At 57.3% G+C, this 21,727-nt stretch carries 17 protein-coding genes; 6 read left to right on the top strand and 11 right to left on the bottom strand.

Going from position 1 to position 21,727, the window contains the following annotated elements; translation table 11 throughout:
* Nucleotides 1-75: 75 nt before the first annotated feature.
* The 6 genes from speA to ONB52_04830 form a co-directional block, all read right to left on the bottom strand.
* On the bottom strand, nt 76-1,971 hold the full coding sequence (speA, locus tag ONB52_04855) for a biosynthetic arginine decarboxylase (protein MDZ7415476.1): 1,896 nt from the start codon (nt 1,969-1,971) through the stop codon (nt 76-78).
* Between the two features lie 23 nt (nt 1,972-1,994).
* On the bottom strand, nt 1,995-2,420 hold the full coding sequence (locus ONB52_04850; GenBank protein MDZ7415475.1) for a hypothetical protein: 426 nt from the start codon (nt 2,418-2,420) through the stop codon (nt 1,995-1,997).
* A 233-nt stretch (nt 2,421-2,653) separates the two neighbouring features.
* A complete protein-coding gene (locus ONB52_04845) occupies nt 2,654-3,037 on the bottom strand; it encodes a heavy-metal-associated domain-containing protein (protein ID MDZ7415474.1) in 384 nt (127 codons plus the stop codon).
* A 67-nt stretch (nt 3,038-3,104) separates the two neighbouring features.
* On the bottom strand, nt 3,105-5,606 hold the full coding sequence (locus tag ONB52_04840) for a heavy metal translocating P-type ATPase (GenBank protein MDZ7415473.1): 2,502 nt from the start codon (nt 5,604-5,606) through the stop codon (nt 3,105-3,107).
* Nucleotides 5,599-8,748, bottom strand: a complete 3,150-nt coding sequence (locus ONB52_04835) for an efflux RND transporter permease subunit (protein MDZ7415472.1) — start codon at nt 8,746-8,748, stop codon at nt 5,599-5,601. The genes ONB52_04840 and ONB52_04835 overlap by 8 nt, the downstream gene beginning before the upstream one ends.
* An 81-nt stretch (nt 8,749-8,829) precedes the next feature.
* On the bottom strand, nt 8,830-10,275 hold the full coding sequence (locus ONB52_04830) for an efflux RND transporter periplasmic adaptor subunit (GenBank protein MDZ7415471.1): 1,446 nt from the start codon (nt 10,273-10,275) through the stop codon (nt 8,830-8,832).
* 292 nt (nt 10,276-10,567) lie between these two features.
* On the opposite strand from ONB52_04830, the gene ONB52_04825 reads away from it, so the two are divergent.
* Nucleotides 10,568-10,906 (top strand): hypothetical protein, encoded by a 339-nt coding sequence (locus tag ONB52_04825; protein MDZ7415470.1) that lies wholly within the window; start codon nt 10,568-10,570, stop codon nt 10,904-10,906.
* Nucleotides 10,903-11,148: a DUF4926 domain-containing protein gene (locus ONB52_04820; GenBank protein MDZ7415469.1), complete on the top strand. Its 246-nt coding sequence runs from the start codon at nt 10,903-10,905 to the stop codon at nt 11,146-11,148. The genes ONB52_04825 and ONB52_04820 overlap by 4 nt, the downstream gene beginning before the upstream one ends.
* Nucleotides 11,149-11,259: 111 nt before the next feature.
* Here ONB52_04820 and ONB52_04815 read toward each other — a convergent pair whose 3' ends face one another.
* The 4 genes from ONB52_04815 to ONB52_04800 form a co-directional block, all read right to left on the bottom strand.
* A complete protein-coding gene (locus ONB52_04815; protein MDZ7415468.1) occupies nt 11,260-12,525 on the bottom strand; it encodes a TolC family protein in 1,266 nt (421 codons plus the stop codon).
* Between the two features lie 44 nt (nt 12,526-12,569).
* Nucleotides 12,570-13,301, bottom strand: a complete 732-nt coding sequence (locus tag ONB52_04810) for a glycosyltransferase family 2 protein (protein ID MDZ7415467.1) — start codon at nt 13,299-13,301, stop codon at nt 12,570-12,572.
* Between the two features lie 1,071 nt (nt 13,302-14,372).
* Nucleotides 14,373-14,525, bottom strand: a complete 153-nt coding sequence (locus ONB52_04805) for a hypothetical protein (GenBank protein MDZ7415466.1) — start codon at nt 14,523-14,525, stop codon at nt 14,373-14,375.
* Nucleotides 14,522-14,896 (bottom strand): hypothetical protein, encoded by a 375-nt coding sequence (locus ONB52_04800; GenBank protein MDZ7415465.1) that lies wholly within the window; start codon nt 14,894-14,896, stop codon nt 14,522-14,524. Before ONB52_04800 ends, ONB52_04805 begins: the two co-directional genes overlap by 4 nt.
* A 375-nt stretch (nt 14,897-15,271) precedes the next feature.
* Here ONB52_04800 and ONB52_04795 point away from each other — a divergent pair, with 375 nt between their 5' ends.
* Nucleotides 15,272-16,036, top strand: a complete 765-nt coding sequence (locus tag ONB52_04795; GenBank protein ID MDZ7415464.1) for a ceramidase — start codon at nt 15,272-15,274, stop codon at nt 16,034-16,036.
* Between the two features lie 356 nt (nt 16,037-16,392).
* Here ONB52_04795 and ONB52_04790 read toward each other — a convergent pair whose 3' ends face one another.
* Nucleotides 16,393-17,076 carry a response regulator transcription factor gene (locus ONB52_04790; GenBank protein ID MDZ7415463.1) on the bottom strand — a complete coding sequence of 228 codons (684 nt, stop codon included), beginning with the start codon at nt 17,074-17,076 and terminating at the stop codon, nt 16,393-16,395.
* A 745-nt stretch (nt 17,077-17,821) separates the two neighbouring features.
* On the opposite strand from ONB52_04790, the gene ONB52_04785 reads away from it, so the two are divergent.
* The 3 genes from ONB52_04785 (at nt 17,822) to ONB52_04775 (ending at nt 21,721) form a co-directional block, all read left to right on the top strand.
* On the top strand, nt 17,822-18,514 hold the full coding sequence (locus ONB52_04785) for an ABC transporter ATP-binding protein (GenBank protein ID MDZ7415462.1): 693 nt from the start codon (nt 17,822-17,824) through the stop codon (nt 18,512-18,514).
* A gap of 200 nt (nt 18,515-18,714) precedes the next feature.
* Nucleotides 18,715-18,954: a hypothetical protein gene (locus tag ONB52_04780; GenBank protein ID MDZ7415461.1), complete on the top strand. Its 240-nt coding sequence runs from the start codon at nt 18,715-18,717 to the stop codon at nt 18,952-18,954.
* 226 nt (nt 18,955-19,180) lie between these two features.
* Nucleotides 19,181-21,721 carry an ABC transporter permease gene (locus ONB52_04775; GenBank protein ID MDZ7415460.1) on the top strand — a complete coding sequence of 847 codons (2,541 nt, stop codon included), beginning with the start codon at nt 19,181-19,183 and terminating at the stop codon, nt 21,719-21,721.
* Nucleotides 21,722-21,727 lie beyond the last annotated feature (6 nt).

Raw genomic sequence — 21,727 nt, 5'->3', positions numbered from 1 at the left:
CGGATTGCGGTCAGTGGGGGGAACCAAGCGCAGGCGTGCAACCCGGCGCCTGTCCTCCGCCGGCCGGGCGCCGCTTCAGCCTTCCATGTACGTGTAGCCCTCGAACCCGCTGCGATACATTTCCAGAATGTGACGCGACTCCTGAATCGTGCACCGGCCTTCGCGCACGGCACGTTCCACACTTTCACGAAAGCGGTTGACGAGGTCGTCCTTTTTCTGCTGGACGTAGCCCAGCACTTCGGCAACCGTGTCGCCATATTCGACGTGCTCGATTTTGTAGGCATGCTCCTCGCCGTCGAGGGTGACATGCACGGCGTTGTTGTCGCCGAAGAGATTGTGCAAATCACCCAAAATCTCCTGATAGGCGCCCACCAGAAAGATGCCGATGAGATACTCCTCGTTCTCGCGCAGGGGGTGCAGGGGCAGCACATCCTTCACGTCGCGCAGATCGATGAAGCGGTCGATGCAGCCGTCGGAATCGCAGGTGATGTCGGCGAGCACCGCGGATTGCGTCGGGTTTTCATTCAGGCGATGAATCGGCATGATGGGGAAAACCTGATCGATGGCCCAGGCGTCGGGCAGGGATTGAAACAGTGAGAAATTGCAGAAGTAAATGTCGGCCAGGGCGCGGTCCAGCCCCTCCAGTTCGTCGGGAACGTAGTCCCAATCCTTGGCCAGGCGCTGAATCTTGTGGTTGGCGGCGCGATAGACGGCTTCGGCATAAGCGCGCCAGTGCAGATTGATGTAGCCGAGATTGAACATGTTCAAGATCTGCTCGCGCGCATGCTGGATGTCGTGATAGGCTTCCTGATAATTCTTGCGGCTGAGGCTTTGATAGGACTCCCACAAGTCGACCACCAGCGGCGGCGCCTCGACGGGTTTTTGCGGTTCCACCGGTTGCGACACGATGGCGCCGAGCACGTTGAACACCAGCACCGAGTGGTGCGCGGTGATTGCCCGCCCGGATTCGCTGACAATGATGGGATGCGGCACACCCGCCTCATCGCAGGTGGTCATGATCTGATAAACGACATCATTGGCATATTCCTGCAGGGAATAATTGGCGGAGGCGGAAAAGTTGGTGCGCGAGCCGTCATAATCCACCGCCAGGCCGCCGCCCACGTCGAAGTACTTGAGTGCGGCGCCCAGCCGTTTGATCTCGACATAATAACGCCCGGCCTCGCGCAGTGCCTCCTTGATGTTGCGAATGGCGGTGATCTGGCTGCCGAGGTGATAGTGCAGCAACTGCATGCAGTCCAGCAGGTTTTGGGCGCGCAACTTCTCGAGGGTTTGCAGAATCTCCACGGGGCCGAGCCCGAATTTCGAGCGGTCGCCGCCCGAGGCCTCCCAGCGGCCCGCGCCCTTGGTCGACAGGCGCACGCGCACGCCCATCGCCGGCCGCACGTTCAAACGCTCCGCCAGCCTGGTGATCAGGTCGACTTCATTGAGCTTCTCCACCACCAGAATGACGTTCTTGCCCACTTTGCGCGCCAGCAGGGCCAGCTCGATGAACTCCTCGTCCTTGTAGCCATTGCAGACGATCAGGGCTTCGGGATCGTCGAGCAGCGCCATGGTGGTGAGCAGCTCGGGCTTCGAGCCGGCCTCCAGCCCGTAATGAAAAGGCCGGCCGGCATCCACGATGGTGGAGACGACATGCTTTTGCTGATTGACCTTGATGGGATAAACGCCGCGGTAAACCGACTGGTACCTGTACTCTTCGATCGCGCGTTGAAAACTCAGGCAGAGTTCGCGCACGCGCGTGCGCAAAATGTCGGAGAAGCGCACCAGCAGCGGCAGTTGAATGCCACGCTGTTGAATTTCATCGACCAGCACTTTCAGATCGATGGCGCGGCCGGCATCACCGTTGGGATGCACCACCACGTTGCCCAGATCGTTCACCGAAAAAAAATTCGCGCCCCACTGCGCGATGTTGTAAGTTTCCAGGGAATCTTGAATTTTCCAGACCGACACGTTGCACTCACCCCTTTGGCAGATTAAAGAAACTGACTGACGAATTTCAGACAACCCTGCCGTCCGCCCTCCTTCGTCCAATATTGCACGGATTGGTGCATGCGTTTCAGGCAGGCGCTGATCTCGTTCAGAGAAATTTGCAGCCCGGGCACTTCCTCGCCCCCGGCGCTCTCGAGCATCTTGCGCCCCGGGCGCCATGCGCAGATCGCTTTGACGGCCTGCCGAACCTCCCCGCCGCGTTCGCAGAGACTGGCATGGGGCGCAAACCTTTCCGTCTCTTCCGCCACATACCCGCCTATCAGCAACCGCACGGCATCGGCGACCTCATAGTCCGTCAACTCCGGCATGATGCGATACAAGGCAATGATCGCGGCCTCGAGGTTTTGCAGAACATCTTCATACTGCTTTTCAACATGGGCAGGTTCATCCTCCGACCTCGCAGCCGCCACTGGTCGACTGCAGGGCTTTCACAGCCGGCGCGGATACTACAAAAGATATTCTTCATTAGCAAGCTTGCAGTTTGACGGGAAAAAATTCGGGCGGGACTGGCTGCCGCCTAGCTCCGGTCGCAGATTCAACCCCCGGGCGGCGGGGTTAGGCAGCCAGGACGCGGGGAAAAAAGGCGGGAACCGCAGGAGGTGCCCATGCTGCACCTCCTGCGGTGGCGCGTGTGGTCTGCGGTTCAGCGGTCTTCCGGCAGCTTGCAACAGGGATCGAGCCCAGCATAGGCCGTGGAATCGCGCTTGACATTGTTCGCATCATATCCCGCCAGCGCGATGGCCTTCTCCAGCTCAGCCAGTCCGACCTTTTGCGGATCGAAGCTCACCCGTGCGACTTTGGCATCCAGGTCAACCTTTGCCGTTTTCACGCCCGCCACTGCTTGCAGTGCCTTCTCAACCTTGTTCTGGCAACTGCCGCATTGCACGGTGGGCACGCTGATCTTTACTTCCGAAAGGCCGGCCTGCGCTGTGGCGGAACCAGTGGCGTCGGTGCGGTCGTGCTCGAAACCGCCGCACGCCATAAGGGCCAGACCGAGTGACAGAGCGAGAAGAGAGTTTCTTACCATGAGGGTATCCTTTGTGAAATGAATGATGAGGGTTGAAATCCGGCGAATTGCGATCTGCAATCGGCGGTTACAGCTTTTGCTTGCGCAGACGCAGGGCATTGACAATCACCGAAACCGAGCTGAAGCTCATCGCCGCGCCCGCGATGATGGGGCTGAGCAATACGCCAAAAAACGGATAGAGCGCGCCGGCGGCAAGGGGAATGCCGAGCGTGTTGTAAACAAACGCGAAAAAAAGATTCTGGCGAATATTGCGCATCATGGCGCGGCTCAGGTTGATGGTATTGGTGATACCGCGCAGATCGCCTTTGACCAGCGTGATGCCCGCGCTTTCCATGGCGACGTCCGTGCCCGTGCCCATCGCGATGCCGACATGCGCCGCGGCCAATGCCGGCGCGTCATTGATGCCGTCGCCCGCCATCGCCACGATGCGGCCCTGTTGCCGCAATTGCTGAATACGCTCGTGTTTGTTTTGCGGCTCGACGCCGGCTTCAACTTCGTCAATGCCGAGTTTCTTTGCCACTGTTTCCGCAGTGCGTTGATTATCGCCGGTGAGCATGATGATTTTCAAGCCGAGTTGGTGCAATTCTTTGATGGCCTCGGGGGTTGAAGCTTTGATGGGATCAGCAATCGCGAGCAAGCCTGCAGCTTTGCCATTAATCGCAATGAAAATAACCGTGTTGCCTTCGGATTGCAGTACTCCTGCGCGCGCTTCGAACGCCGCTAGGCCGCTCACCCCGCGTTGCTGCAAGAAGGCACTTTTGCCTACAGCAATTTCCCTTCCCCCAAGTTTGCCGACGACACCTCCGCCAGTGATCGAAGCAAAATCCGTAATCGTTTGTGGCTTCACTCCTCGTTCTTTTGCGCCTTGCACAATTGCGGCGGCCAGCGGATGCTCACTGTTTTGCTCGACCGAGGCCGCCGCCAGCAGCAGTTCATTCTCCTCAAAACCTTCGGCCGGCAACACGGCAGTGAGACGTGGCTTGCCGTGCGTGAGGGTACCGGTTTTATCAACGACCAGCGTATTGACTTTCTCCATGATTTCGATGGCTTCGGCGTTGCGAATGAGCACGCCGGATTGCGCGCCGCGGCCCACGCCCACCATCACCGACATCGGCGTCGCCAAACCCAAAGCGCACGGGCATGCAATAATCAACACTGCAACGGCATTGACAAGGGCATAAGCCAGCCGCGGCTCCGGCCCGAAGAAATACCAAAGTAATGAAGTGACTACGGCAATGGCGACGACTGCCGGAACAAAATAGCCGGAAACCTTGTCAGCCAGCCCTTGAATTGGTGCGCGGCTGCGTTGCGCTTGCGCGACCATGTCCACGATTTGCGCCAGCAAAGTATCACTGCCCACGCGCTGGGCTTGCATCACGAAACTGCCGGCGCCGTTCACCGTGCCGCCAGTGACTTTGTCGCCCGGGTTTTTCTCCACCGGAATCGGCTCGCCGGTAATCATCGACTCGTCCACGCTGCTGCGGCCTTCGATGACGACACCATCAACTGGAATTTTTTCGCCCGGCCGCACGCGCAAACGATCACCCCTTTTCACGCTTTCCAACGGCACTTCTTTTTCTTCGCCGTTGTGAATGAGGTGGGCCGTGGGCGGCGCGAGATTGAGCAGGCTGCGAATGGCGTTGCCGGTACGGCTGCGCGCGCGCAATTCCAGCACTTGTCCGAGTAACACCAGCACGACAATCACTGCCGCGGCTTCGAAATAAACGTTCACACCGCCATTGTGCCGCATGGAATGGGGAAACAGATTGGGCAACAGCATTGCCGCGACGCTGAAGAAATAAGCCGCGCCCACGCCGATGGCGATGAGCGTGAACATGTTCAAGTGCATCGTTTTAATCGAACGCCACCCGCGCTTGAAGAACGGCCAGCCGGCCCACAAAACCACCGGCGTGGTGAGAATGAACTGCAACCGGCGCGAAATATTTTCCGGTACCACGTTCAGCGCGGGAATCATATGCGCCATCGCCAGCAGAAAAACCGGCAACGTGAGCGCTGCGCCAATCCAGAAGCGGCGCGTCATGTCGCGCAACTCGGCGTTTTCCTCTTCGGTGTCGCGTGACACTGTTTTCGGCTCCAACGCCATGCCGCAGATCGGGCATTCGCCGGGATGACCCTGCTCGATTTCGGGATGCATCGGGCACGTGTAGATAATTTTGCTCTTAGGTTTCCACGCAGGATTCAGTTCCAATGCCATGCCGCATTTCGGGCAATCGCCGGGCTTGTCGCTTTCGACGCCCTCGCACATCGGGCAAAAATATTTCGCAGCGGAACTGGGCGTTGTTGGTGATGCACCATCATCCGCGCAACAAGCGTGCGCGACCGTCGCCGGCGCGTGCTGGCCATGCTTCTCTTGGTGCGAAGGCGCAAGACTCACAGGCTGCTTTGCGACCGCAAGGGGCCGTTTCAGGGTGATGACTTGCGGTGCAGACGGCGCGAGAAATTTCTGCCGGCAATGCTCACAGCAAAAATAGTAGGTCTGCCCGTCGCGCTCGGCTGTCAGGCTTGTCGTTTCATCCACCGTCATGCCGCAAATGGGGTCTTTAGCCATGCTGCACCCTTCCTTGTTTATCTGTTTCATCAGTGTTTACTTTTTGAAGCTCTCGTCTCCTCCAAAGATAATAAATCACCGGATAAACCATCAACTCCAACAGCAGCGAAGTAAACAATCCGCCCACCATCGGCGCGGCGATGCGCTTCATCAAGTCGGCGCCGGTGCCGGCGCTCCACATGATCGGCAGCAGGCCGACGAACGTCGTTCCGACGGTCATTACTTTCGGGCGAATGCGGCGCACCGCGCCTTCGTAAATTGCCTCACGCAAATCTGCCAGCGTTCGCATCAATCCTTTTTTTCTGGCGTTGTCAAAAGCGACATCGAGATAAAGCAGCATCACCACGCCGGTTTCGGCATCCAAGCCGGCGAGCGCGATCATGCCGACCCATACCGCGATGCTGAAATTGTAATCAAGCAGGTAGAGCAGCCAAATGGCGCCGACCAGCGAGAATGGCACCGCCAGAAACACGATCATCGTCTTTGTCACCGAGCGCGTGCTGAGATAAATGATGACGAAAATGATGAGGGCGGTCATGGGGATGACGATCATCAGCCGTTGCTGGGCGCGTTGCATGTATTCATACTGCCCGCTCCACACGATGTTGTATCCTGGCGGCAGTTTCACATTTTCCGCCACCGCGCGCTTCGCCATGTTCACATAGGTGCCGACATCGATGTCTTTGATATCGACATACACCCAAACATTGGGGCGCGTGTCTTCGCTGCGAATCACCATCGGTCCCTTGTTGATGCTGAGGGTGGCGAGCTGGCCGAGCGGAATTTGCTGTCCGGTCGGCGTTGCCACCAGCACACGCTTGAGCGCCTCGATATTGTCGCGCAATTCGCGGCTGTAGCGCAAATTCACGGGGTAGCGCTCGAGCCCCTCAACTGTTGTCGTCACCGCCATCCCGCCCATGGCGGATTGAATGACGTTGTGAATATCATCAACTGTCAAGCCGTAGCGCGCGGCTTCGTCGCGATTAACATGGAAATCGACGTAGTTTCCGCCGACCGCGCGCTCCGCGAAAGCAGAAAGCGTATTCGGCACTTGCTTGACCGCGGCTTCGACTTCCTTGCCGATGGCTTCCAGCGTCTGCAAATCAGGACCGGAGATTTTGACGCCAACTGGCGTCTTGATGCCGGTCGACAGCATGTCGGTGCGATTCTTGATCGGCATCGTCCATACGTTCGACAAGCCGGGAATTTTCAGCGCCGCATCCATCTCGTTGATGAGTTTGTCCACCGTCATGCCGGGCCGCCATTCCTTTTCCGGTTTGAGCATGATCATTGTTTCAATCATGTCGAGGCCGGCCGGATCAGTCGCGGTTTCGGCGCGGCCGATTTTGCCGTAGACGTGATGCACTTCCGGAAATTGGCGGATGATCTTGTCGGTCTGCTGCAGCAGCTCGCGCGCTTTGGTGACGCTGATGCCGGGCAAAGTCGTCGGCATGTAGAGCAAGTCGCCCTCGTAAAGTGGCGGCATGAATTCGTTGCCGATTTTCGAGAAGGGATAAACCGTTACGCCGAGGATGATCAACGCCGCGACCAGTACTGATTTTTTCCAGCGCAACACGAAGTGCAGCACCGGGTCGTACAGCTTGATCAAAAAACGGTTGATGGGATTTTTTTCCTCCGGCCGGAGACGGCCGCGAATGAAAAAACCCATCAAGATCGGCACGATGGTAATCGCCAGAAATGCCGAGGCCGCCATCGCATAGGTTTTGGTGAAGGCCAGCGGCTTGAAGAGCCGGCCTTCCTGCTGCTGCAAAGCGAAGACGGGCAAAAACGACACGGTCATCACCATCAAAGAATAGAACAGCGAAGGCCCGACTTCCTTGGAAGCGTCGGCAATAATGTTCCAATGCGCTTTTTTGCCGGCATCGCGCTCGAGATGCTTGTGCGCGTTTTCGATCATGATGATCGCCGCGTCCACCATCGCGCCGATGGCGATGGCAATGCCGCCGAGTGACATGATATTGGCGTTGATGCCTTGATAGTACATGATCAAAAACGAGATCAACACCGCGGTGGGCAAGGTGAAGATTGCGACAAAGCCGCTGCGCAGGTGCAGCAGAAAGATCAAACACACGAGGCCGACGACGGAAATCTCTTCGATCAGCTTTTGGCGCAAATTGGAAATCGCGCGCTTGATCAGCGCCGAGCGGTCGTAAACAGTGACAATCTCCACGTCCTCCGGCAGGCCGGCCTTCAAGATTTCCAGCTTTTTCTTCACGCCGTCAATCACTTTCAGCGCATTCTCGCCGTAGCGCATGACGATGATGCCGCCCACCGCCTCGCCTTCGCCGTTGAGCTCGCCGATGCCGCGGCGCATTTCCGGGCCGATTTGCACGTCCGCCACGTCGCGCAAATACACCGGCGTGCCGCCCCTCTTGTCCACCATCAGCGGAATCTTTTTGATGTCGTCGACAGACTTGAGATAGCCGAGGCCGCGAATCATGAACTCCGTCTCACTCATTTCGATGCTTTCGCCGCCCACGTCGTGGTTGCTCTTGCGGATCGCCATCATCACCATGTCGAGCGGAATATTGTAGGCGAGCAGGCGATTGGGATCAACGGTGACTTGGTATTGCTTGACGAATCCGCCGATGCTGGCGACTTCCGAAACGCCTTCCACCGCGCTTAATTCATATTTCAAATACCAATCTTGAATCGAACGCAGCTCGGCAAGATCGCGCTTGTTCGATCTCAGTGCATATTGAAACACCCAGCCGACGCCGGTGGCATCCGGGCCGAGCGCGGGCACGACGCCTTTGGGCAGGCGATTCGCCGCGTAATTGAGATATTCGAGCACGCGCGAGCGCGCCCAATAAATATCGGTGCCGTCCTCAAAAATCACGTAAACCAGCGAGTAGCCGAAAAACGAATAACCGCGCACCACCGTCGAGCGCGGCACCGAGACCATCGCCGTGGTCAACGGATACGTCACCTGGTCTTCAACAATGCGCGGCGACTGGCCCTCGAACTTGGTGTAGATGATCACCTGCACATCGCTCAAGTCCGGAATCGCATCCACCGGCGTGTTGAGCATCGCGTAAATTCCGCCGATGATCGCAAAGACGGTGAGCAGGACGACGAGAAATTTGTTGCGGATGGACCAATCTATTATTTTAGGTAGCATAAAAAGCTCCGCCGTTGGTTGCTGGTTGCTCTTTGATGATGTTGAATTGGCCAATGGTCAGCAACGAGCAACCAGCAACTTTCATTTCATCTCCACCAGCCTCATCCCACACTTCGGACAATCACCTGGCGCGTCCATGATCACTTCCGGATGCATTTCGCAGGTATACTTTTTCGCACCGGTTTCTTTATTTTTGTCCATGTCGTGGGTTGAATGTTCAGCCGGTTTGCTCTGCGTTTGCATCTGATGCCCTTCATGTCCTCTCACCGTCTCCCCTTCCCCCACTCGACCTTTCCCCCTCTCTCCGGATGGTGCGCCCATTGACTGCCCGCCATGTCCCGCATGGCTGCTGGTAAATTGCGCAATCGCCGCGCGCAAATTGCTTTCGGAGTCAATCAAGAATTGTGAAGACACCACCAGTTGCTCGCCCTCGTGCAAGCCCTCGAGAATTTGCATGTAGCCTTCGGCAACCAAACCGGCTTTCACTTCGCGCACGTCGAAATAGCCGCCGTCGCGTGCGACAATCGCAATGAGTCGTTCGCCGCTGCGGATGATGGCCTGCTCGGGCACCGCAATCGTTTCTTCACCCAAGTCAGATTTCAAACGCACCGTCGCGAACATTTCGGGCCGCAGTTGAATCTCGCCGCGGGGATTGGCGAATTCCAAACGGACTTTGGCGGTGCGGCTTTCCATTGCCAGCATGGGATAGAGGTAAGTGACTTGGCCGGTAAAAATTTTTCCGGGAATGTAGGCCAGCTCAATTTCCGCCGGTTCGCCAACTTTGATCCACGGCAGTTCATATTCATAAACATCCGCCATCACCCACACTTTGGACAGATCAACGATTTTGAACAGGTCCATGCCGGGCATGACTGTGGCGCCCTGCACCACCATTTTTTCCATCACAATGCCATTAGCCGGGGAATAGAACGTGAGCGTGCGTCGCGGTTTGCCGGTCTTTTCCAGTTCAGCAATTTGCGCTTCAGAGACGTCCCACAATTCCAAACGCCGGCGGCTGCTTTCGACCAAGCTTGAAGAGCCGGCCAGCGTCTCCTGCAATTCGCTGCCGCTCACCGCTTTTTGATAGCGCAGGGCGAGCAGATATTCCTCCTGCGTCGAGACCAAATCCGGCGAATAAAGCTCGAGCAGCGCCTGGCCTTTTTTCACCGGCTGGCCGGTGACATTCACATAAAGCTTCTCCACCCAGCCCATGATTTTGGTGTTCACGGCGTAGAGCTTCGTCTCATCCACTTCGACTTTGCCAACGGCGCGGATGGTTTTGGCGAGCCGGCGTTTCTGCACCGCTTCGGTTTTTACGCCGATATTTTGCACGACGGTGGGGTCGATTTTGATCGCGCTGCCGGGCTGTTCGTTTTCTTCGCCTTCATAAACCGGCACCATGTCCATGCCGCAATCCGGCGCCTTGGCCGGCTTCGGCGAAGTCAGCCACGGGTGCATCGGGTCTTTGTAGTAGAGGATTTTGCGGTCTTTTTTATCTGGAGTTGCCGGGCCATTGGTGGTTGCCATTTGCGCGGCTTTCTTTTCACAGGCAATGACGAAAAGGGCGGAAATCAGCAACAAAAGAACCAATGACCGCGATGGTAATTCTGAAGTGATCAATGAGGTTTGGAAACTAAAAGATTTGAATATGAGCCACATATTTCACCTCGCTATTTTCATGTGGAAAATTTGCTGCACCAGGCTTCGAACCATTGGTTGAAAAATAAAACTTGAACCCAAAAATATTGCGTTTTGCGGCAAAACCTCGTATTTTGTTAAAAAATGATGCCATGAATCTAATTCACCAAAATGACATTGGGTGAAACTTTCACAGACAACAACCATCATTGCTCCTGAGAAATTGCGCGATTATGTTCTAGATCTCTCAAATCCCGATGGCGAATCCAAAGCGCGATATCTGATGCAGCTTGGCTACCAGCAAGCGCAGTGGCAAATTCTCGAGAAAGACTTGCGCGAGCAACATTTGCCGCTCGAAGCGTTGCCGGGAAAACAATCCATTTATGGCGTAAAATATGAGATTGTTGCACCTCTCGCCGGTCCTAATGGCCAACGGCGGTGGATTCGATCTATTTGGATGATTCGCCAAGGCGAATCTGTCGCCCGCTTTGTCACTCTCATTCCGGAGAAACAACCATGAGTTTTCCATTATTCTCCAGAGTCGTCCTCGTTCAAGACCTGCCCGACGAAAATCTTTTTGCCGGGGACATGGGGACAATCGTTGAACATCATCCGGCAACCGATCGGTATCCTGAGGGCTACGAAGTCGAGTTTTTCGCTGGTAATGGCGAAACAGTTGCCGTGACCTCGGTTCCGGCAACGGCGCTGCGACCGGCAACCCGCCGCGATATGCTGCACGTTCGCGAACTTGCAATCGTGTGAGTGGTTCATCGGGTACCACGCTTTCCACGAAAGTGTCCTTTCCCAACCACGCCCGCTTCGAGAATAATTTTGTTCGCACTCGCATCGCCAGTTTAATCTTGCCTATTTCCCTCAATCCAAATTTACAAGTTGCGTTCCGACCGCCAGCTCCAGCTCCGCGAGCCTTGTGCCGAAATCCGCCAGCGCCTGATGCGCGGCGAGTTTGAGTTCGCGCAGCGTGCGCTGGCTGTCGAGCAGCATGAGGAAATCCACCTTGTTGTTCTCATAAGCGGCACGGCTGGCCAGCAGCGATTGCTCGGCCTGCGGGATGATGGTGTGTTGAAAAAGCCGCACGCTGCGCGCCGCCTGTTCAACTTTGTAGAAGGCGCTTTCCACTTCTGCACGCACCATGTTGTGCATCGACTGTAAACTGGCATCTGCCATTTGATAGTTGGCATCGGCTTCCTGCACGCGCAATTTTTCGTTGCGCCAAAAATAGAGCGGAACGTTGAACGAAACCATCGCGTCCCACGTTTTCATCTCCGGCATTTTTCGATGCGTGTAGCTCAACATAAAATTGGGAAAATATTCGCGGCGCGCCAAACGGGCGGAGAGTTGATACATGTCCGCCATCGCCTGCATGTTTTTCAATTCGGGGCGATGGGCAAACGCCGTTTGCACCAGCGAATCCAGATTGAAGGAATGGTGGCGCGGATCGAAATGTTCGTGAATCACCGGCACGTGGCTATCGCGCGGACGATCCAACAGAGCGTTGAGCATCGCCGCCATCGAGCGGCGTTCTTGCGCCAGCATCAGGCTGTCGTTGAACATCATCGAATACTCGGTTTGCGCCTTGAGGATGTCCGGCTGCAAGCCCATGCCGGTGGCGTATTTGACGCTGGCGATTTCGATGAATTGCCGCATCAGCGCACGGTTTTCACGGTTGTTCGCGAGCTCATAATCGAGATGAAAGAGCATGAAGTAGATCTTCTTGACCTCCGTCAACACACGCAACACGACACGTTCATACTCCGCGCCGCTGGCTTGTGCCTCGCGCTTGGCCATGCCGGACATGAGGCCGAGCTTGCCGGGAAACTCGAACATCTGGCTGATGGTGAGGGCGCGCTCATTCTTAAAAGCGTTGCGCAGCGGATACGGCACATACATCACTTGCAAACCGATTTGCGGATCTTCGAGGGTGACGGCCGGTTTGATGCGCGCTTGCATCGCCTGCCATCTTTTCTGCGCCGCACGAATCTCGGGATTGCGCGCGCGCGCCTCACGGAGAAGGGCGGCAAGGCTGACGGTTTCACCGTGCTCACTTTGCGCCAGAGCCGCGGTCTTCCCTCCCCAACAAAGCAGCAGCGCACAGACAAATGAGAAAACGATTGATTTCATGATTGGTTTGAAATGCGGAATGTCATTCCAGCACCGCCTGGTTTTTATCCGGCAACGTGTCGTCGTTCCCCGGATTCGACACCCTGCGGCGCAGTTTGCACAGCATACTTGAAAATCGTCCAGAGAATTTTACAGCCTGCCATGAACACGCCCTTTACGGTGCCCGAAACTTTCGAGACCCCGATCCGCCTGCGATAGCGCACCGGGATTTCCTGCACGCGCAAGCCGGCGCGCGCCGCCTTGATCTGCATTTCAACAGTCCAGCCGTAGTTGCGATCCTGCATGTTGAGGCGTCGCAAGGCCGGCAGCGTGATGGCGCGAAAGGGTCCCAGGTCGGTGTACTGTGCGCCGAAAAACAGCTTCATGAGCCGGCACGCCAGCCAGCCGCCGAAGCGTTGTTGTGGTGTCAGGGAACCCGGCTCGCGTTGCCCGAGAATGCGGGAGCCGATGACCATGTCCGCCTGCGCTGCGAGAATCGGCGCGATCAGCTCGGGAATTTCCTCGGGGTAATCGCTGTAGTCGCCATCGAGAAAGACAATCAGGTCTGCGCCGAGCTGCTCCGCCGCATTCACGCCGGTGAGGCAGGCGGCGCCATAGCCGGCCCGCGGCTCCTCCACCACCTGCGCTCCTGCGGCTCGCGCCACCTCGGCGGTGTGATCGCTGGAATTGTTGTTGACAACGATGATCGCACTCACCGGCGGACGCGGGATCGCCGCGACCACTTTGCCGATGGCGCGTTCCTCATTGCAAGCTGGAATCACGACGGCCACTTTCATGTGGACCTTTCCGGGTCATGCGCTGCCTCGGGGTTCCGGCAAGCATCGACACCCCGGCGGACCATCCGCCGGCAGCGCTGCTCATGGCATCCCCAAAAACGGTGATGGCAAAGGTGAAGAAGGAGGGAGCGGGCGTACTACTCCCTTGCACGGGCGCTCAAATGAGGAAAACAGAGAGGAGAAGATGACGGTGTGTGCCGGTCAGCCCTGACAGCGAAACGAGACAGGCCGACACCACGTTCCTGCAGGAATGCTGCGCCTGCTCCACTGCGTCAGCAGCAAGCAGAGTTGTGCACGCGGGCAGCAGTCGCAACGATTGACCCGTAGCGGCGGGAACCAGCGTGGCGTGATCAGCAGGTGGCATGGACTCGTTGGTGCAGCACATCATCGATGCCCGGGCTTTGCCTGTGCAGCAGAGGGCTTGGGGGGAACGCGCGGCAGACATGGAACAGCAGAGGCCTGCACCTTCCGCGCGCAGCAATGGCATGGAGGCGGTCAGCAAAGCAGCTGCGAGCAGCAGGGCTTTTGCCCGCCGCTGCGGTGCAGCATTTTTTCTAGTTCTGCTTTGGCGCATGTGAAACAGGCAATGGGCCTCACTCGAAAGCAATCGGGCAACGCCGCGAATTCATAAAATGACAAGGCGAAATCTATCGTTTTTGGCGAAATTCGCAAGGAATATTTGCCGGGGCGCGGGAAGAATGATGCCGGTTTGATCGCCGCCGGCACAGCATGCTGCGATCTGCCGACAGCAGGTATTATCCCTGCAAAACGATCACAACTGCAAAGATCATGCAGCGCATTCGCGGCCTACCCTGACTGGCAGACGGGCAGCTTGTGCCGCGGCCACGGCCTCCGCTCGAAAGTGTTTCAGCCGGAGCTGCCGTACCGAAGTTTTTCGAGGTCACCGCGGGCTCCTGCTGAAACACTTTTGTTGCTGCGCGGCGCTTGCAGTCAACCCCGGGCCGCCAGTTGATGGGAACAGCGATGCTCGCAAAGGAGGAGAGTAGCCGACTCTGCAGAGGGAAGCGGCAGAGACGGAGGGACCGCACACTCAGCCGGGCTACTTGAAGATCACTTGCGCGGGGCATCTTCCACGTAAAGCACTTCGTGGCCATCGACCCACTTTCCATTCTGCACGTATTGCGACCTGCTCAGCATCCTGCCATCGGCGGTGGCCTCGGCAATGGCCTTGACTTCTGTGATGCCGTTGGGGTTGCCGGTCACATATTCGTGACTGATGAACTTGCCGTCTTCGCAAGACAGTGTGCCGATGGTGTAAAATCCCGCGGTGGTGAAGTAAAAAACACCAGGCTTTGTTTGCCCTTATCCCAAAATATGATGGCTTCCCCGCCATATTCGCCGTTATTGACGGAGTGGAGGCTGCGAACGGCAGTGCCGTTCAGCGCGCGCCCCCAGCGCGCGACGTCGAACATCGGTTTTTCCCTGGTTGAGTTCTTGAATTCACCTTTCCAGGTTTTATCCAAAAATGGCTGGAATGAACGAAGTTGTTCAATGAGTATTTGCTGGGCGCTGACCGGCCCGGCAAGGATCAGAGACACGACTGCCACGCTCACTGCGAAAAATTTTCTGATCATGATCGACTCTCGATGGTTGATGTTTGTTGTGGCCGGCGGAGGGTGGTGCAGGCCGCGGGTGAAAGGGTCTTGGCAGGGGAAAAGCGGCATGAAATGCGGCCTGCCCCGTCTCTACTTGCGCGTGCCATCACACGCAAATTCCCAAATCGTTACCGCAAGCGGGCGGCCACTTGTCATGCGGGCAGATCGGGCTTGCAGCTTTGGCAAAGGTTGATTATTCTCGGCACGAATCATTGCCTCGGGAGTAAAAAATTTCTCCAACAAAACAAACCAACTGGCTTACTAAAAACACTTGTGTTCACAAGTCACCAACTTGCGGGGCTTGATGCGATGTCTCTTCCAATAAGACCCTATTGGCCCGCGGTAGTGGGGGCGATGATGATTCTCTGCCTCGCGTTTTACTGGAGCCTTCAAGACTATTCCTGGTCCGACTGGCGGCCGGCGAGCTGTATGCCGACTGCCTGCTTCTGTGAAGAGATCCGGCCTGGCGCGGTTGCACAACCTGCCAACGCCTGGTCAGGCTTGAGCTTCACACTCATCGGGCTGTTGGTGATTGGCCGGTGCCGCCAGGATCATGCAGAGAACACCGGAAGCCGGTATCCGAACGTGATGACGCGCCAGCTCGGCTATCCCGTGCTCTACGGCGTCACCTTGATCTTGATCGGGCTCGGCACCGCCTTCTATCATGCCTCGCTCACCTTTGCCGGCCAGTTCGCTGATCTGATGGGGATGTACTTGTTCGCGACTTTCATTCTGCTTTACAATCTCTCGCGTGCACGGCCAATGCGCAAACACGTGTTCGTGGCGGCCTACCTCGTTTCAAACTTCTTGCTGGCCGGCCTGCTGCTCGCCGCACCGTTTCTGCGGCGGTGGCTTTTCGGCGGTCTTATTCTCGTGGCGTTGTGGCTTGAACGGCAGCGGCCCACTCCCGTGCACGCGGATGCACGCTTGCTGCATGCTGCGCTGCTCTCACTGCTCACGGGCTTTGCGGCCTGGCTGCTTGATTACACCAGGATCCTGTGTGCACCGGCGAGCTGGCTGCAGGGCCATGCGCTGTGGCACGTGTTGGGCGCGGTGGCCGGCGCCTTTCTGTTTTTCTACTATCGCTCGGAGAAAATGGCGGAGCCGCCGCTGCGCTGAAGTTGCCATCCAGCGGCTCAGGCCGCGCATGCTTTCACCTGTCGCTGTCCTGCAATGGGAATGCATCTGCCGCGCCGGCAATCACGCGGGAAAATCTTCCATCCCCTCGCAAGCCAGCCGAAACCAATCCTGCCCGAAGGTTGGCGAATTTGACCGGGGAAATTGTGCCACTGTATGCCAGGACCTTCAGAATGTCAAGCCTGCCGGAAGGGGAAGTGCCGGACCCGGACAGATTGGGGAGCGAACTCACCGGGGACAATTGTTTTTTCGGGGAAGGGCATGCAGTAGGCAGGAGCGAACAAAAATAAAAAGCCCCCAGCTTGCGCCAGGGGCCCGGAGGGAGGAAAAATGAGGTATTAGAGGAAACGATACCCTGTGCCGTGGATCGTTTCGATGTATTGAGACGGATATTTGTATTCACCCAGCTTTTCCCGCAACCGTTTGATGTGCACATCCACGGTACGGTTGGTCACGTAGACCTTTTTTCCCCACACCCGTTCCAGGATTTCCTTGCGGCTGAACACGTTGTTGCGCCGCGAGGCCAGCAGATAAAGCAGTTTGAACTGGATGTAGGTGAGATCGATGGGCTTGCCGGCTTTGCGCACGCGATGTTCATCGAGATCGATTTCGATGTCCTTGACGCGAATTTTCTTGGCGTCTGCGCTCGCCAGACGCCGGACGATGGCCTTGATGCGTGCCGACAGTTCGCGCGGGCCAAAGGGCTTGGCGATGATGTCATCCGCGCCGCTTTCCAGCGCCTTGACGCGCAGATTCTCATCCTCGCTCGAAGTCATCAGAATCAGCGCGGTTTTGCGCGCGGCGAGTTCGTCGCGTAGTTCCATGCACGCCGACCAGACGCGATCACCGAACTCGTCCAAATCAATGATTAAAGCTGCCGGTTTCTGGTTGATGACAACTTCCGCCAAATTGTCGAGATTCGTGCTACACTGCAGCGCGTATCCTTCGCTCTCCAACAGGTGTTCCAATTGCAGTGAGGCGCTGTCACCGTTGCCGTAAAGTTGCACAATACCCTTTTCCATCGACTCCTCCAGGAGGTTCGACATCCTGTACATGGGTGGATTTGCCGTGAGTGCGTGTTGACCAGAAATAGCTGCAACCGGCCATTTCTGCGGGTTGGAGGAAAATTCAAAAAATTGGCCTCACACCGAGAGGGTGTCGTGCAGGTTGCATTCGTCTACCAATCCTGTAATTTCCTAAAAACCCTGCCTAGGCTGATACAACCTACATCAAAAAAGGATTTGATAGACACTCAGATCATCCCGATGTGAGGCACAAAAGCCGCCTACTTGTACAACCTTGATCCCTTCAATCAAGACATCTTATCCATTTGCAAGATAAGTGCCACAACTAATAGTGGCAGGAAAAAAAATCACCCACAAACATCTGATTGCTGACCCATCTTTTATTTTAATGAATTTAAATCGAAATTCGGCTGGCCGGCGGCAGCGGAACTGATTTCTAAGCAGGCAATTTGAACATACTGATTCTTCACGAAAAGCAGTTTCTGGCGGACAATTATCAGCCAGGTGGCGGAAATTGGCCGAATTATGTTGCAGAAAACTCAGTAAGGTTACAGCCTTGTCTCACAGTTAAACATTTGGAATTCAATTTTGTGCTAGGCGTGCCGAACTCCAAATTTGGGGCTGAGCAACGGCGAAAGGCTTGCACACGACTCGTCTTGAGCATAAATTGGGTTTTCATTTAGCCCGGCCCGCAAGCAGGGTGCGAGGGCTTATTTCCTTGGAATAATGCGCGAGGTGTCATTTGATTCGGCTGGAGGATGTATCCAAAATCTATGGCGGGCAGGGTCAGGAGGTCGTCGCGTTGCGCGAGGTGAATTTGACCATTTCCGCCGGGCAGTTTCTCGCACTCTATGGCGCAAGCGGCTCAGGCAAGAGCACATTGTTGAATCTCATTGCCGGAATCGATCGTCCGACGCATGGCCGCATTTTCTTCGATGGTGTTGATTTGACCGCCCTGAACGAAACTGCGCTGACCTTGCTGCGACGTGAGAAAATCGGCTTCGTTTTTCAGTTTTTCAACCTGCTGCCCACGCTGACGGTGCTGGAAAACGTCCTGCTGCCGGCACAGCTCCGCGACCGGCCGCCTGAAGATTTGTATGAGCGCGGGCGGGAATTACTGCAGAGCCTCGGTGTGGCAGACCGCCTGGATGCGTTTCCCGATCAACTTTCCGGTGGTCAGCAGCAGCGCGTGGCGATCGCACGCGCGTTGATCAATGATCCTGTCCTAATTCTCGCGGATGAGCCCACCGGCAACCTCGATTCCGCAACCGGAGACAACATCCTGGCTTTGCTGCAGCAATTGGCGATGGCCCGCGGAAAAACCGTGTTGCTGGTCACCCACAGTCTGGCGGCCGCGCGCTTTGCAGACTCCGCTCTGCAGGTCCGCGATGGTCGCATTTTGCCATTCTCGATCTCAGGCGGCGTGCCGCTCTGATCCGGGAGAACAGGGTGATCGCCATGTGTGCTGGCATACCCATTCAGGATGAAAAGGGAGCGCAGTCATCTTTTCTGCCTGCGGAGCTGGCGGTCCATGCTGCCAACTTTTTCGAAGCGATAGAATCCAAAAGCCAAAACACACAAGGATGCGAAGCCGTAAGGCCGCGCCAAGAATAACTGTTCTGCCACGGTTTGACCGTGGCTTTATCTTGCGATCCTGGGGATGCGCTCTGCAGCAATGCCACGGCCAAGCCGTGGCAGATCAAAAAAGGAACTGAACTATCACCGCAAAGATTTTTGAACCACGCAATCCGCCAAGAGCACGAGGGAAACCTGGTGATCTGTGTGATTTTTGTGGTGCCGGGGTTCGTTGTTTGGCAATTGCTGCAGAAAAACTTTTTGCGTGAGAGTTTTTTGCTTTATTTGAGGAATTGGTGACATTGGTCAGGAGGTCTGCGCGACATTTTCATCCCGATGGGTGGCCGGACGGGCATGGCAATTACCTCCCTTGAGGCAGTGTTTAAAAAATGGCGGGGGGTGGAAAAGTCTGGGGACCGAGGAGGCCCGCCAGGCTGGTGCAGAAATGTGACGAGTGACAAACGGTGATCTCTGGCGCGCAGCAAAAGTATCTTTTTATTTTCGATTCAACTCGAGGCAGGCCTGCTTGTTCACACTCCTCCGACTTTTCAATTTTCGTCATCTGCGTCGCCGGCCGCTGGAGGCTCTCCTGTCATTGCTGGGCATTGCGATTGGGGTGGCCGTAATGGCCGGCATTGATCTCGCCAATGATAACGCGCTGCGGAGTTTTCGCAAGTCCGTCGATGCCATCTCGGGCCGGGCCACGCATCAGATTCTGGGCAGTGCGGCCGGCATCCCGGACACCATGGCCGCCACAATCCTGCGCCAGTCACTGCTGACAGCCACGCCCGTGGTGGAATACGTGGCGGCCTGCCGCGAAGCGGACAATGATGCCGTGCATGTCCTCGGCATCGATCCCTTCACTGACACAGCCTTTCGCGACTATTCCAATCTCTCTGATTCCAGCGCCACCCTGCTGAGCGCCCGCAGTCTGCCGCTCCTGACGCAGCCCGGTGCCGGTTTGCTCAGTGAAACCTTTGCGGCGACTCACGGCCTGCGACTGCCTGACACCCTGCATCTGCTGGTCGGTAGTGAGTGGCGCCCAGTCTTCGTCATCGGCACGCTGGCGCCGGAACTCTTGACACGCCTGGGTTTCGACAATCTGCTCCTGCTGGACCTGAGCAGCGCGCAGGAAGTGCTCGGCCGTCTCGGTTATGTTGACCGCATCGATTTGATGGCGGACGAAGACCGCATCGCCGGCTTGCGCACTGCCCTGCCACATTATCTGCGCCTGGAGCCGCCAGCCGGTCGCAGCCGCCGCGTGGAGGAGATGATCCGCGCCTACCGGCTGAATCTCACCGCGCTCTCCTTTCTCGCCGTGTTCGTCGGCATGTTTCTCATCTACAACACCATGGAATTCGCGGTGCTGCATCGCCGCAAGCAGATCGGCATACTGCGCTGCCTGGGCGTCACCCCGCGTCAGGTCATCGGCAACGCGCTGCTGGAGGCGCTGGCAGTCGGCGGTATTGGCGTGGCACTGGGTTTGGCGCTCGGCGTGCTGCTGGCACAATATGCCACGCATGCTGTGCGCGCAACGATTTCAGAGCTGTATGTTTTCCTCGAAGTCGAAGGCGTGACAGTGCGGCCGGCGGTGATGGTCAAAGCGGCCGGTCTCGGCCTGGTGGCGACACTGTTTGCCAGTGTCGTGCCCGCGCTCGAAGCTGCCGGCATATCGGCGGCGGTGGCCGTGCGCCGTTCCTCGCTCGAGTGGCGCGCCCGCACTTTTGTGCCCTGGTTCGCTGCGGCCAGTCTCGTGGCGCTCATACTCGGCCTGCTGGTCTATCTTCACTCCACCAGCTTTCTCGGCGGTTTGCTCGTTGCCCTGCTCGTGGGGCTGGCAGCCATTTTTCTCACGCCCCTGCTCACCATTGGGCTCACCGTGATCAGCGCACCGCTGGCGCAGCGCCATGCCGGCCAGCCGGGTCTGCTGGCCACCCGCAGCATCCGCGCAGCGCTCAGCCGCACCTCGGTAGCCATCGCTGCCTTGATGCTCGCGCTGGCCATGGTGCTGGGCATGCGCTTGATGATCACCAGCTTCCGCGCCACCATCAACGATTGGGTGAACGGCGCATTGCAGGGGGATGTTTACCTGCGGCCGCTGGGGTTCGCCACGGCAAAATGGAGTGCCACGCTCTCGCCGGCGTTCCTGGACTTCTTGGCCCGGCAGCCCGGGGTTGCGGCGCTCACTCAGTACGGTGCGACCGAGTTCCGTTATCGCGGCGCGCCGATCTACCTCGTGGAGGTCAGCCCGGAAGTTTTGCAGACACGCAGCCAATTCACCTTCACCACCGGCACGGGTGCACAACACTGGCCCAGGCTGCTTGCCGGCGACGTCATCGTCTCTGAAATTTTCAGCCGGCGCTTTGGCAAGGCCGCGGGCGACACGCTGGTGTTGCCGACGCTGGCCGGGCTGCAACCTTTCCCCATCGCGGCGGTCATCATCGACTACTCGCTGGATCAGGGGCAGGTGATGATGTCACACGAAACCTATGCCCGCTGTTTCGGGCCGCCGCGCATCACCAATGCCGCGCTTTATTTGGAGCCCGGGGTGGCGGTCGCTGACTACGTGCGGGCGCTGCGGCGCGCGGTGGCAGGCCGGTTCGCCGTCGAGATCAATTCCCACCGCGAGCTGCGTGCCGAGGTGTTGCGTATTTTTGACCAGAGTTTTGCCATCACGCAGGTGATGCAGATTTTGGCGGGAATCGTCGCGGTGATCGGCATTATCAGCGCGGTAATGTCGCTGCTGGTGGAGCGCACGCGCGAGCTGGGTATTTTGCGCGCGGTGGGCATGACGCTTGCGCAATTACGGCGCATGATCCTGCTGGAATCGGGTTTGATGGGCGTGTTTGCAGGCTTGATCGCGCTGCCGACCGGCACCGCCCTGGCATTGGTGCTGATTTATGTCATCAATCTGCGGACTTTTGGCTGGGCCATTCCCTTCCGGCTCGAGGCCGCGGCTTATCTGCAAACCTTTTTGCTTGCATCCGGCGCAGCGCTGCTGGCCGCTTTCTATCCGATGCAACGACTGAAGCGGCTTCCCATCGCCAGCGCCATTCGGGAGGAATGAAGCCGG

The organism is candidate division KSB1 bacterium (genome assembly GCA_034506255.1).
Taxonomy (GTDB): Bacteria; Zhuqueibacterota; Zhuqueibacteria; order Zhuqueibacterales; family Zhuqueibacteraceae; genus Coneutiohabitans; species Coneutiohabitans thermophilus.
This window is presented reverse-complemented; position numbering and strand designations above follow the sequence as displayed.